This window comes from Curtobacterium sp. VKM Ac-2887 (genome assembly GCF_015350935.1).
In the GTDB taxonomy this organism is placed as follows: Bacteria; Actinomycetota; Actinomycetes; order Actinomycetales; family Microbacteriaceae; genus Curtobacterium.
On sequence record NZ_JADKSB010000006.1, the window covers coordinates 13075 to 26368 of the forward strand.

Genomic DNA, 13294 nt, shown 5'->3' on the forward strand with positions numbered 1-13294 from the left:
GTGTTACAGACGCTCGCCGACGTACTCGGTCAGGTCGACGAGACGGTTCGAGTAGCCCCACTCGTTGTCGTACCACGAGGTGATCTTCACGAGACCGCCGATGACCTTGGTCAGGCCGGAGTCGTAGATCGAGGAGTGCGGGTCCGTCGTGATGTCGGTCGACACCAGCGGGTCCTCGCTGTAGAGCAGGATGCCCTTGAGCGGGCCCTCTGCGGCCTCCTTGTACGCGGCGTTGATCTCGTCGACGGTGACCTCGGACTTGGTCTCGAGGGTGAGGTCGGTGATCGAGCCGGTCGGGACCGGGACGCGGAGCGCGAAGCCGTCGAGCTTGCCGGCGAGCTCCGGCATGACCTGGCCGATGGCCTTGGCGGCACCGGTCGAGGTCGGGACGATGTTCAGCGCGGCCGCACGGGCACGACGGGGGTCCTTGTGCGGTCCGTCCTGCAGGTTCTGGTCGGCGGTGTAGGCGTGGATCGTGGTCATGAGGCCACGCTCGATGCCGAACTTGTCGTTGAACACCTTGGCGAGCGGCGCGAGGCTGTTCGTGGTGCACGACGCGTTCGAGATGATGTTGTGGTTCGCCGGGTCGTACTGGTCCTCGTTCACGCCGAGGACGATGGTGACGTCGTCACCGGTGGCCGGGGCGGAGATGATGACCTTCTTGGCGCCCGCGTCGATGTGCTTCTGCGCATCGGCGGCCTTGGTGAAGAAGCCGGTCGACTCGATGACGATGTCGACGCCCAGCTCGCCCCAGGGGAGGTTGGCGGGGTCGCGCTCCGCGAGGACCTTGATGGCCTTGCCGTCGACGACGATGTTGTCGCCGTCGAGCTCGACGGAGACGCCGAGACGACCCGTGATGGAGTCGAACTTCAGCAGGTTCGCCAGCGCGGCGTTGTCGGTGAGGTCGTTCACCGCCACGATCTCGAGGTCGGAGCCCTTCGCGAGGGCGGCCCGGAAGAAGTTGCGGCCGATACGGCCGAAGCCGTTGATACCGATCTTGACGGTCAATGGATCTCCTGGTGGGTGTGGAGCGCCCGAGGGGCGCTGCTTTCGGAGGGCGCTGGCCCTGTCGGGCCCGCGTGTGGTGGACGATACGCCCCGTAACGTCGCCGTAACGACCCTAGCAGTCGGACCCTGCCAGGCAGTGCGGTGTGACGGTCCGTCCGGACGGTCGTCCGCAACGTCCGGAACGACGTCGGTGCGGCCCGTGGGCGCCCCCACAGAACGGACGGGAGGCGCGGTGCCAGCTGGCACCGCGCCTCCCGTCATGCAGGTCGGACGACCCGTCTCAGACGCCCTCGAGCTCCTCGGGGACGCTCGCTTCCGTCCCGGGGATGCCGAGGTCGGACGCGCGCTTGTCGGCCATGGCGAGGAGTCGGCGGATGCGACCGGCGATGGCGTCCTTCGTCATGGGCGGGTCGGCGTGCTGGCCGAGCTCGTCGAGCGACGCGTCGCGGTGCTGCAGGCGCAGCGCGCCGGCGTACTGCAGGTGGTCGGGGACCTCGTCGCCGAGGATCTCGAGCGCGCGCTCGACGCGGGCGCAGGCGGCGACGGCGGCCTGCGCCGAACGGCGGAGGTTGGCGTCGTCGAAGTTGACGAGGCGGTTCGCGGTCGCACGGACCTCGCGACGCTGCCGCATCTCCTCCCAGTCGGCGGTGGTGCGGGCGGCGCCCATCACCGTGAGCATCTGGCCGATGGCCTCGCCGTCGCGGATGACGACGCGGTGGACGCCACGGACCTCGCGGCCCTTCGCGGCGACGCCGAGACGCGACGCGGCGCCGACGAGGGCCATGGCGGCCTCGTTGCCGGGGCACGTGACCTCGAGCGCTGCGGCCCGGCCCGGGTCGGTCAGGGTGCCGGAGGCGAGGAACGCACCGCGCCAGATCGCGGCGAGGTCCTCGCGGTTGCCCGTGGTGAGCCGGTTCGGCAGCCCGCGGACGGGGCGACGACGGGCGTCCATCAGACCGGTCTGGCGTGCGAGGGTCTCCCCCGCCTCGAGCACGCGGACCAGGTAGCGGGTGCCACGACGGGACGACGCGGACGAGCCCACCGACGCCTCGCTGCGGACGCCGTACAGCTCGGCGAGGTCCTTGCGGACCCGGTGCACGATGATCCGGGTGTCGAGCTCCACCTCGACCGCGATGCGGCCCGAGATGACGTGCAGGCCACCCGCGAACCGGAGGATCGTGGCCAGTTCGGCGGCGCGGACCGTGTTGCGGTTCACGGCGACCCTGGCCAGTTCGTCCTTGACCTCGGCAGTCAACGGCACAGCATCATTCCTAACGTTCATCTGGTGGTCCCGCGATTCCGGCGGCACGTACGTGGGGAGCGGCCGGAGGGACGGTCACTCCCGGCCGAGATCTCGGTTCTTCACACGCACGGCGACGCCAGGCATCCCGCGGAGGAGGTTCGCCAACTCGGCGACGATGGCGACCGAGCGGTGCTTCCCGCCGGTACAGCCGATGGCGATCGTAGCGTGTCTTTTGTTCTCGCGCTGGTACCCCTCGAGCACCGGCTCGAGCACGGAGACGTACCGATCGACGAACGGACGGGCTCCGGCCTGGGCCAGGACGTAGTCCGAGACGGGCTGGTCGAGGCCCGTGTGGGCCCGGAGTTCCGGGACCCAGTAGGGGTTCGGCAGGAACCGGACGTCGGCCACCATGTCGGCGTCGGCGGGCAGTCCGTACTTGAACCCGAAGCTCATGAGCGTCACCTGAACACCCACGAAGTGATCGTCGGCGAACTGCTCGGTGACGGTGTTCGCGAGCTGGTGGATGTTGAGGTCCGAGGTGTCGATCACCATGTCGGACGCCTCGCGCAGACCGGCCAACCGGGTCCGCTCGCGCGCGATGCCGTCGAGCAGGGTGTCCTCGCCCTGGAGCGGGTGGGGTCGTCGGACCTGCTCGAAGCGCCGCACCAGGACGGCGTCGGTGGCTTCCAGGAACAGCACCCGGACCCGTGCGGACGTGGTCGACCGCACCTGTTCGACCGCGTGCTCCGGGTCCGTGAAGAACCGTCCGCCGCGGACGTCGACGACCGTCGCGATCTTCGGGATCTTCTCGCCGGCGCGGTCGGCCAGTTCGGTGAGCGGTGCCAGCATCTGCGTCGGCAGGTTGTCGACGACGTACCAGCCGAGGTCTTCGAGGGCCTTGCCGACCGTCGAACGCCCGGCCCCGGACATGCCGGTGACGATGAGGATGTCGTGCTGCGACGCGTGCGCGGTCGCTGTGGCGCTGTCGGTCATCTGGGAGTGGGCTCCGTCGTGGCGGCCCGGGCGCGTCGCCCGGGGAGGTCTCGGCTGCGGGACCAGGGTATCGCCCGACAGGTGTCGGGAGGCACGGGATGCGTCACGTGGGCAGCTGCGGACCGTCGTGGGTCACGTCGGGGACCCGCACCGGGCCTCCTGGGAGCGGCGCAGCGTCCGCAGGGTCCGTGGGGTCCGTGGAGTCCGCGGGGTCCGTCGGGTCCGTCTCGGCGTCCGGCGGGCTCGTCGGGCTCGCCGTACTGGTGGCCGGCGCGCTCGTCGGGGTCTGCTGCAGCTTCGTGACGACCGCCGCGGCGGTCGCCGGACCGACGCCGTTGACCTCGCTGATCTCGTCGGCCGTGGCCTCGCGCAGCCGTGCCACGGACCCGAAGTGCTTGAGCAGCGCGTTCACCCGCGACGGCCCGAGCCCGGGGATCTCCGACAGCCGGGACCGCACGTCGCGCTTGCGGCGGGTGCGCTGGTGCGTGATCGCGAACCGGTGCGCCTCGTCGCGGATGCGCTGGATGAGGAAGAGTGCCTCGGAGTTGCGCGGCATGATCACCGGGAAGTCATCGTCGGGCAGCCAGAGCTCCTCGAGACGCTTCGCGATGCCGACCAACGCGATGTCACGCACCCCGGCTTCGTCCAGCGCACGCTTGGCGGCCTGCACCTGGGGTTGTCCACCGTCGACGATGAGGAGTTGCGGCCGGTACGCGAACCGCTTCGAGGGTTTGGAGCCCTCGACCACCTCGGCGCTCGTCACGTCGGGGACGTCCGGCAGGTCCGCGTCCTCGTCGAGGCGCGCCAGGCGCCGGGTGAGCACCTGGTACATGCTGTCGGTGTCGTCGGTGGTCTCGGCGATCGTGTAGCGGCGGTACTGGTCCTTGCGGGGCAGGCCGTCCTCGAACACCACCATCGACGCCACGACGTTCGTGCCCTGCAGGTGCGAGATGTCGTAGCACTCCATGCGGAGCGGGGCCTCGGTCATGCCGAGGGCGTCCTGGATGTCGGCCAGCGCGGCGGAGCGGGTCGTGTAGTCGGCGGACCGCTTCGTCTTGTAGAGCATCAGCGCCTGAGCAGCGTTCTGCGCGGCCGTGCGGGCCAGACCGGCACGGTCACCGCGCTGCGCCGTGCTGAGCTTCGTGCCGCGGCCGCCCCGCCGTTCGCTGAGCCACTGCTGCAGCGCGTCGGCGTCCTCGGGCAGGGTCGGCACCACGACCTCGCGCGGGGGTTCCTCGGCGACGGCGGCCGGCGTGAGCTCATTGTCGGCGTAGACGCCCTGCACGATCTGCTCGACCAGGTCACCGGTCGAGATGTCGAGCTCCTTGTCGACGACCCACCCGCGGACACCGCGGATGCGCCCGCCACGAACCGAGAACAGCTGGACGGCGGCGGCGAGTTCGTCCTCGGCGATGCCGAACAGGTCGAGGTCCACCGAGTCGCGGAGCACCACGGCGGACTTCTCGAGCACAGCCTCGAGCGCCTCGACCTGGTCGCGGAACTTCGCGGCCTGTTCGTACTGCATGGCGTCGGCCGAGGCGCCCATGCGCTGACGCAGCTCGGTGATCACCCGGCGGTCGTAGCTGTTCATGAACCGCACGAACTCCTCGACGAGCGCACGGTGCTCCTCGATGGTGACGCGCTGCGAGCAGGGACCGCCGCACTTGCCGATCTGCCCGGGGAAGCAGGGCTTGCCCGTCTGCATCGCGCGCTTGTACGAGGAGTCCGAGCAGGTGCGGATCGGGAACACCTTGATCATCAGGTCGATGGTGTCGTGCACCGCCCAGATCTTCGGGTACGGCCCGAAGTACTTCGCGCCCTTGATCTTCCGGTTCCGCGTGACCATCACCCGTGGGGCTTCGTCCGCCATGGTGATCGCCATGTACGGGTACGACTTGTCGTCACGGAACTTGACGTTGAACGGCGGGTCGAACTCCTTGATCCAGGTGTACTCGAGCTGCAGTGCCTCGATCTCGGAGCCGACCGTCGTCCACTCCACGCTGCGGGCCGTCAGCACCATGCGCCGGGTGCGTTCGTGCAGCGTCGGCAGCGGTGCGAAGTAGTTGCTCAGCCGGGCGCGGAGGTTCTTCGCCTTGCCGACGTAGAGCACCCGCCCGGCCTCGTCACGCCAGCGGTAGACGCCCGGGTCGGTCGGGATCTCCCCCGCCTTCGGGCGCCACGGAACGGTGTCCGCCACCTACCGTGCACCCGCCTTCTGCTTGGTCGACTTGCCCGGTCGGCTCGCCGTGCGGGCCTCCACCGCCTGCTGCTTGCCGACCCGGGCGTCCTGTGCGTCGAAGATCTCCCGCAGGAAGACGCCCGTGAAGCTCTCCGGCACGTCGGCCACGTGCTCAGGGGTGCCGGTCGCGAGCACCGTACCGCCGCCGGCGCCACCCTCTGGGCCCATGTCGATGACCCAGTCGGCCGACTTGATCACGTCGAGGTTGTGCTCGATCGTGATGACGGTGTTGCCCTTGTCGACCAGGCTCTGCAGCACGATGAGCAGCTTGCGGACGTCCTCGAAGTGCAGACCCGTCGTCGGCTCGTCGAGCACGTAGACGGTCCGGCCGTTCGAGCGGCGCTGCAGCTCGGTGGCGAGCTTGACGCGCTGTGCCTCGCCGCCGGAGAGCGTGGTCGCGCTCTGGCCGAGACGGACGTACCCGAGGCCCACGTCGACGAGCGTCGCCATGTACCGGTGGATCGCGGAGATCGGTTCGAAGAACTCGGCCGCCTCGCTGATCGGCATGTCCAGGACCTCGGAGATGCTCTTGCCCTTGTAGTGGACCTGGAGCGTCTCGCGGTTGTACCGCGCGCCGCCGCAGACCTCGCACGCGACGTAGACGTCGGGCAGGAAGTTCATCTCGATCTTGATCGTGCCGTCGCCGGAGCAGTTCTCGCACCGGCCGCCCTTGACGTTGAAGCTGAACCGACCGGGCTGGTAGCCACGGGTCTTCGCCTCGGGTGTCTCGGCGAACAGCTGACGGATCCGGTCGAACACGCCCGTGTAGGTCGCCGGGTTCGACCGCGGCGTGCGGCCGATCGGGGCCTGGTCGACGTGCACGACCTTGTCCAGCTGGTCGAGGCCCTTGACGCGGGTGTGCTTGCCGGCGATGTGCCGGGCGCCGTTGAGCTGGTTCGCGAGCACCTTGTACAGGATGTCGTTGACCAGGGTGGACTTGCCCGACCCGCTCACGCCGGTGACCGCGGTGAACACCCCGAGCGGGAAGTCGGCGTCGATCGTCTTGAGGTTGTTCGCCCGCGCGCCCTGCACGCTGATGGTGCGCTTCAGGTTGACCTTGCGACGCTCGGCCGGGACCTCGATCGCACGACGGCCAGCGAGGTAGTCCCCCGTCACCGACTCGCGGTTCGCGATGATGCCCTCGTACGAGCCCGAGTGCACGACGTTGCCGCCGTTGACGCCGGCCCCGGGGCCGATGTCGACGACCCAGTCGGCCGTGCGGATGGTGTCCTCGTCGTGCTCGACGACGATCAGGGTGTTGCCGAGGTCCTTGAGCTTGACCAGGGTGTCGATGAGGCGGCGGTTGTCGCGCTGGTGCAGCCCGATGCTCGGCTCGTCGAGCACGTACAGCACCCCGGTCAGGCCGGAGCCGATCTGCGTCGCGAGACGGATGCGCTGTGCTTCGCCACCGGAGAGCCCGCCGGCGCCGCGCGCCAGGGTCAAGTAGTTCAGCCCGACCTCGAGCAGGAACTCGAGGCGCGCCCGGATCTCGCGCAGGACCGCCGCGGCGATGTGCGCTTCGCGGTCGGTGAGCGTCAGGGTGTCCATGAACGCGTACGCGTTGTCGAGGGACATGTCGGTGACGTCGGCGATGCTGCGGCCGTCGACCGTGACCGCCAGGACCTCGGGCTTGAGGCGCGTGCCCTCGCACACCGGGCACGGGACCTCGCGCAGGTAGCCCTGGAAGCGCTGGCGCTGCGAGTCCGACTCGGCCTCGGCGAACTTGCGCTCGATGTAGGGCATGACGCCCTCGAACCCGCTGGTGTAGCGCATCTCGCGGCCGAACCGGTTGCGCCAGGAGACCGACACCTGGAAGTCCTTGCCCGTCAGGATCGCGGCCTGCACCGACGCGTCGAGCTGGCTCCACGGGGTGTCGAGCGTGAACCCGAGGTCCTTGCCGAGGCCGGCGAGGAGCTTCTCGAAGTACGAGTACAGCCCGCTCGCTCCGGTCCAGGGCAGCAGGACGCCGTCGCGCAGCGAGGCATCGGGGTCGCCGAGCACCAGGTCCGGGTCCACCGACATGCGCGTGCCGAGCCCGGAGCACTCCGGGCAGGCACCGAACGGCGCGTTGAACGAGAACGTGCGGGGCTCGATCTCGGTCAGCGCGAGCGGGTGGTTGTTCGGGCACGACAGGTTCTCGGAGTAGGTGCGCACCGCACCGGGACCGTCGTGGTCGACCAGGTCGATGCCGACGGTGCCACCGGTCAGGCGCAGTGCTGTCTCGAGCGAGTCGGTGAGCCGACCGAGGATGTCCTCGTTCGACACCAGACGGTCGACGATCACCGAGATGTCGTGCTTGACCTGCTTCTTGAGCTTCGGCGGGTCGCTGAGCTGGATGCGCTCACCGTCGACGATCGCGCGGGCGTAGCCGGACGCCGCGAGTTCCTGGAAGAGGTCGACGAACTCGCCCTTCTTCTTGGAGATGACCGGGGCGAGCACCTGGAAGCGCGTGCCGGACTCGAACTCCATGAGCTGGTCGGCGATCTGCTGCACCGTCTGCTTGCTGATGACCTCGCCGCACGTCGGGCAGTGCGGCACCCCGATGCGCGCCCAGAGCAGACGCATGTAGTCGTAGACCTCGGTGATCGTGCCCACCGTCGACCGCGGGTTGCGGTTCGTCGACTTCTGGTCGATCGACACCGCGGGCGACAGCCCTTCGATGAAGTCGACGTCGGGCCGGTCGACCTGGCCGAGGAACTGCCTGGCGTACGCGGACAGGGACTCGACGTAGCGTCGCTGGCCCTCGGCGAAGATCGTGTCGAAGGCCAGCGACGACTTGCCGGATCCGGACAGGCCGGTGAACACCACGAGGGAGTCACGGGGGATCTCGAGGTCGACGTTCCGGAGGTTGTGCACCCGGGCCCCGCGGACGCTGAGCGTCGAGGAGCCGGTCGGGACGGTCACGCCGGGGAGGTGGGGGTCGGTCGGCTCGCCGAAGGCGTTCCGGCCCGAGGTCGCGGTGCCGCGGTCAGAGGTGATTGTCATCGCCGTCGATTCTACGAAAAGGGTCCGACATCCGCCCGCGAGTCGGTGGTCAGACGAGTGCGTCGAGAGCGAACGCGACCCCGGAACGACGCTCGCTGGCCGTCCAGAGCCGCGCGGCGGCGGTCCGGTCGTGGGCGCGCGGCTCGGCACGGACCACGGCTGCGGGTCCGCGCAGCTGCATCCACCCGGCCGGGCCCCAGTACTCCCCCGAGCGCACGTCCGCGGCGATCGCAGCGTGCACGAGGGGTTCGGCACCGGCGTCCTTGCCCTGGGCGTACAGCCGCTGCGCCGGCCGGGTCCACGCGGGTTCCGGGCGCGACGGTGCGACGTCCGGGCGCTCCGGCGAGAGCGCGTCGAGCGACAGCCCGGGGTGCGCGACCACGCTGGCGACGGACGAACCCGCATCCGCCAACCGCTGGGCGAGTTCGAAGCCGAACAGCATCACCGCGAGCTTGCTGCGGCCGTACTGCCGGTAACTGGAGTAGTGGCCGACGCGGAACGGGTCGCCCGTGTCGAGACGGGCCCACCGGTGCGCGATCGACCCGAGGTGCACGACGCGGCCGCTGCGCCGTTCGAGCAGCGGCATCGTCAGCGCCGTCCAGGCGAAGTGCCCCAGGTGGTTCGTGCCGATCTGCAGCTCGGTGCCCTGTGCGGTGGTGCTCGGGGTCGAGGCCCCGACGACGCCGGCGTTGTTCACGATCGCGTCGACGCCGTCCGGTTCGAGGGCCGCGAGCTCGTCGGCGGCGGCACGGACGGAGTCGAGGTCGGCGAGGTCGAGGTGCACGTGCGCCAACGAGGCTCCGTCCACGTGCCGGCGGATGCTCTGTTCCGCCGCTGCGGCCCGACCGCGGTCGCGGGTGGCGAGCACGACCCGGTGCCCCGACGCGGCGAGCTGCTCGGCCGCGTGGTACCCGAGGCCCGCGCTCGCCCCGGTGACGACGACCGTGCGGCGACCGTCAGCTGACATGCCCGGCCGACTCCATCTGCCGCAGCGCCTTCTTCAGGTCCTGCACCTCGTCGCGGAGTCGCGCGGCGAGCTCGAACTTCAGCTCCGCCGCCGCCTGCAGCATCTGGTCGTTGAGGTCGCCGATCGTCGCCTCGAGCTGGGTCGCGCCCTCGCCCGCGATGCCGCCGCGCTTCAGGTTGGGCGTGGGCGAGCGGCGACCGTCGGCACCGGGACGACCCTGCAGCAGCGCCTTGGTGTCGTCGTTCTCGCGCTGCAGCACCTCGGTGATGTCGGCGATCTTCTTGCGGAGCGGCTGCGGGTCGATGCCGCGCTCCAGGTTGTACGCGACCTGCTTCTCGCGACGACGATCGGTCTCCTCGATCGCGGTCTTCATCGAGTCGGTCATCTTGTCGGCGTACATGAGCACCTGGCCCGACACGTTGCGGGCCGCGCGACCGATCGTCTGGATGAGCGACGTGGACGACCGCAGGAAGCCTTCCTTGTCGGCGTCGAGGATGGCCACCAGGGACACCTCGGGCAGGTCGAGGCCTTCTCGCAACAGGTTGATGCCGACGAGCACGTCGTAGACGCCCTGTCGCAGCTCGGTCAGGAGCTCGACGCGCTTGAGCGTGTCGACGTCGGAGTGCAGGTACCGCACCCGCACGCCGGCGTTGCCGAGGAAGTCGGTCAACTCTTCCGCCATGCGCTTCGTCAGGGTCGTGACGAGCACGCGCTCGTCCTTGTCGACGCGCTGCTTGATCTCCTCGAGCAGGTCGTCGATCTGGCCGTCGCTCGGCTTCACGACGATCTCGGGGTCGACCAGACCGGTCGGGCGGATGATCTGCTCGACGACGCTGTCCGTGATGCCGAGCTCGTACCGACCGGGCGTCGCCGACAGGAAGACCTTCTGCCCGACGCGGTCGAGGAACTCCTCGAACCGCAGCGGACGGTTGTCGAGCGCACTCGGCAGCCGGAACCCGTGGTCGACGAGGGTGCGCTTGCGCGAGGCGTCGCCTTCGTACATCGCACCGATCTGCGGCACGGTGACGTGCGACTCGTCGATGACGATGAGGAAGTCGTCTGGGAAGTAGTCGATGAGGCAGTGCGGTGCCTCGCCCGCGACGCGGCCGTCCATGTGCCGCGAGTAGTTCTCGATGCCCGAGCAGAAGCCGATCTGCTCCATCATCTCGATGTCGAACGTGGTGCGCATGCGGAGCCGCTGGGCCTCGAGCAGCTTGCCCTGTCCCTCGAGCTCGGCCAGGCGCTCCGCGAGCTCCGCCTTGATGTCGACGATGGCGCGGTGCATGACGTCGGTGTCGGCGACGTAGTGCGACGCCGGGAAGATCGACACGGCGGGCAGGTCGTCGATCACGTTGCCGGTCAGCGGGTGCAGGGAGGAGAGCGCTTCGACCTCGTCGCCGAACATCTCGATCCGGATGGCGTGCTCTTCGTACATCGGGATGATCTCGATGGTGTCGCCGCGCACGCGGAAGGTGCCGCGGGCGAAGTCGACGTCGTTGCGCTGGTACTGCATCGAGACGAACTTGCGCACGAGCTGGTCGCGCGAGATCGTCTGCCCGACGTACAGTGCCACCGAGGCGTTCATGTACTGCTCGGGTGTGCCGAGGCCGTAGATGCAGGACACCGTCGACACCACGACGACGTCGCGCCGGCTGAGCAGCGAGTTGGTCGTCGAGTGCCGGAGCCGCTCGACCTCGGCGTTGACCGAGGAGTCCTTCTCGATGAAGGTGTCCGTCTGCGGGACGTACGCCTCGGGCTGGTAGTAGTCGTAGTACGACACGAAGTACTCGACCGCGTTGTTCGGCATCAGACTGCGGAACTCGTTCGCCAACTGCGCGGCGAGGGTCTTGTTGTGCGCGAGCACGAGCGTCGGCCGCTGCACCTGCTCGATGAGCCACGCGGTCGTCGCCGACTTGCCCGTACCGGTCGCACCGAGCAGCACGACGTCGGTCTCACCGGCGTTGATGCGCCCGGCGAGCTCGGCGATGGCCGCGGGCTGGTCGCCACTCGGCGTGTACTCGCTGATGACCTCGAACGGACGTACCGCTCGGGTCGGTTCGATCGCAACACCCATGCCTGCAACGGTAGTCGGCACCCCTGACACCGGCGCCCGTGCTCGCCCTCGGCGTATCGTCCTCGCCAAGCAGCCTCCAAGTCCACTGATAACCAGCGGGCATAGCGTCCGGTCCGTTCAGCAACCCGATCGCTCCGCACGTCCCCGACGAGCCAGCACGAGCCACACCCGAAGAGGCCCCATGACGACGGCGACCCCCGCCGCACCGACGAAGGGCACCCCGTTCCGCGGTCGCATCCGCGGACGAGTGCTCCTCCTGCTCTGCTGCATGTACGCGATCTCGTACATCGACCGGACGAACATCTCGACGGCGCTGCCGCACATCACCGAGGAGTTCGGCTTCAACGAGGCCACCGCGGGCCTGATCGTGTCCGCGTTCTCGCTGCCCTACGCGCTGCTGCAGGTCTTCGGTGGCACGATCAGCGAGAAGTTCGGACCGCGCAAGGCCCTCTTCGTCATCACCGTCGTGTGGGGTGTCGCAACGCTCTGGACCGGCTTCGCCGTCGGCTTCTGGACCCTGTTCGCGGCCCGGGCGCTCCTCGGGCTCAGCGAGGCCGCGGCGTTCCCGACCGCGACCCAGGCCATGACCCGCTGGATCCCCCGCGACCGCAACGGCTTCGCGCAGGGCGTCGTGCACTCCGCGGCCCGGCTCGGCAACGCGCTGGCCCCGCTGCTCGTCGCCTGGGTGATCGGTTCGACGGGCAGCTGGCGGTGGGCGTTCTTCGCCACGGCGGTCCTGTCCTTCGCCTGGGGCATCGTCTGGTTCGTCTGGTTCCGCGACAAGCCCGAGTCCACGAAGGGCATCACACAGGTCGAGATCGACGAGCTCCCGCCCGTCGAGACGCGTGCGACCCGTCCGCCGGTGCCGTGGCGGCAGATGGCGCGGCAGATCCTGCCGGTGACCTTCGTCGACTTCGGCTACGGCTGGACCCTCTGGGTGTTCCTCACGTGGCTGCCGACGTTCCTCAGCTCGACCTACGGGCTCGAGATCGGCGACTTCGCGCTGTTCACCACGCTCATCCTGCTCGCCGGCGTCGTCGGGGACACGGTCGGTGGCATGCTCAGCGACCGGATCATCCACCGCGGCGGCAACACCCGGAACGCCCGACGGACCGTCCTGGTGATCGGACTCGGCGGGTCGCTCGTCTGCCTCATCCCGCTCGTCATCGGGCAGGGCCTGCTCGTCGCGACGATCTCGCTCGCGCTGTCGTTCTTCTTCCTGGAGCTCTGCAACGCGAACCTCTGGGCGATCCCGATGGACGTCGCCCCGCAGTGGTCCGGCACCGCGTCCGGCTTCATGAACACCGGCTTCGGCATCGCCGGCGTGGTCTCCCCGATCGTCTTCGGGCTGCTCATCGACGCGTCCGGCTGGCAGCTGCCGTTCGCCCTGTCGTGCGTGCTGCTCGGCGCCGCGGCGGTCGTCGCGTGGTTCATGAAGCCGCAGCGGCTCACGTCGACGAACGGCGTCCTCGAGGTCGGCACCCCCGCCGCCGAGCAGCGAGCCGCCTGACCCGCGACGCGCGCCGTCAGCGGCACGCCGTGCCGAATCGGGCGTACCTGGTCGAGAGGAACGACCAGGTACGCCCGATTCCGCTGGCCGCAACGGGACCCGCCGGGCGCGTGCGCGGCCCTGGTGGTCCCCGACCGCCGGACGGGAGGCCCGGGTCCGGCCCGACCCGCGCCTCCCGTCCGCCGCGCAGCGCGTCCACCGCCGCGCAGCGCTTCCGCCGCCGCGCACAGCGAGCAGGAACGGGCGTACCTGGTTGGAAGAACCGACCAGGTACG

General features: G+C 69.5%; 8 protein-coding genes. 1 reads left to right on the forward strand and 7 read right to left on the reverse strand.

All coding sequences use genetic code 11. The features are described 5' to 3' along the window. Positions 1-3 precede the first annotated feature (3 nt). From gap to uvrB, 7 genes are all read right to left on the reverse strand, one after another. Positions 4-1008, reverse strand: a complete 1005-nt coding sequence (gap, locus tag ITJ69_RS08410) for a type I glyceraldehyde-3-phosphate dehydrogenase (RefSeq protein WP_111083958.1) — start codon at positions 1006-1008, stop codon at positions 4-6. Between the two features lie 280 nt (positions 1009-1288). Beyond that, entirely contained in the window at positions 1289-2269 is a 981-nt protein-coding gene (gene whiA / locus ITJ69_RS08415; protein ID WP_111083957.1) for a DNA-binding protein WhiA, read from the reverse strand. A 75-nt stretch (positions 2270-2344) separates the two neighbouring features. After that, on the reverse strand, positions 2345-3244 hold the full coding sequence (gene rapZ / locus ITJ69_RS08420) for an RNase adapter RapZ (protein WP_111083956.1): 900 nt from the start codon (positions 3242-3244) through the stop codon (positions 2345-2347). 103 nt (positions 3245-3347) lie between these two features. Then, positions 3348-5441 (reverse strand): excinuclease ABC subunit UvrC, encoded by a 2094-nt coding sequence (uvrC, locus tag ITJ69_RS08425; RefSeq protein ID WP_194672540.1) that lies wholly within the window; start codon positions 5439-5441, stop codon positions 3348-3350. Continuing rightward, positions 5442-8468: an excinuclease ABC subunit UvrA gene (gene uvrA / locus ITJ69_RS08430; protein ID WP_228505224.1), complete on the reverse strand. Its 3027-nt coding sequence runs from the start codon at positions 8466-8468 to the stop codon at positions 5442-5444. It abuts the gene before it with no gap. 49 nt (positions 8469-8517) lie between these two features. Further along, positions 8518-9435, reverse strand: a complete 918-nt coding sequence (locus ITJ69_RS08435; protein ID WP_194672541.1) for an SDR family NAD(P)-dependent oxidoreductase — start codon at positions 9433-9435, stop codon at positions 8518-8520. Then, entirely contained in the window at positions 9425-11497 is a 2073-nt protein-coding gene (gene uvrB / locus ITJ69_RS08440) for an excinuclease ABC subunit UvrB (RefSeq protein ID WP_323743075.1), read from the reverse strand. Before uvrB ends, ITJ69_RS08435 begins: the two co-directional genes overlap by 11 nt. A gap of 193 nt (positions 11498-11690) precedes the next feature. On the opposite strand from uvrB, the gene ITJ69_RS08445 reads away from it, so the two are divergent. Beyond that, positions 11691-13019: an MFS transporter gene (locus tag ITJ69_RS08445; RefSeq protein WP_132100318.1), complete on the forward strand. Its 1329-nt coding sequence runs from the start codon at positions 11691-11693 to the stop codon at positions 13017-13019. Positions 13020-13294: the final 275 nt, after the last annotated feature.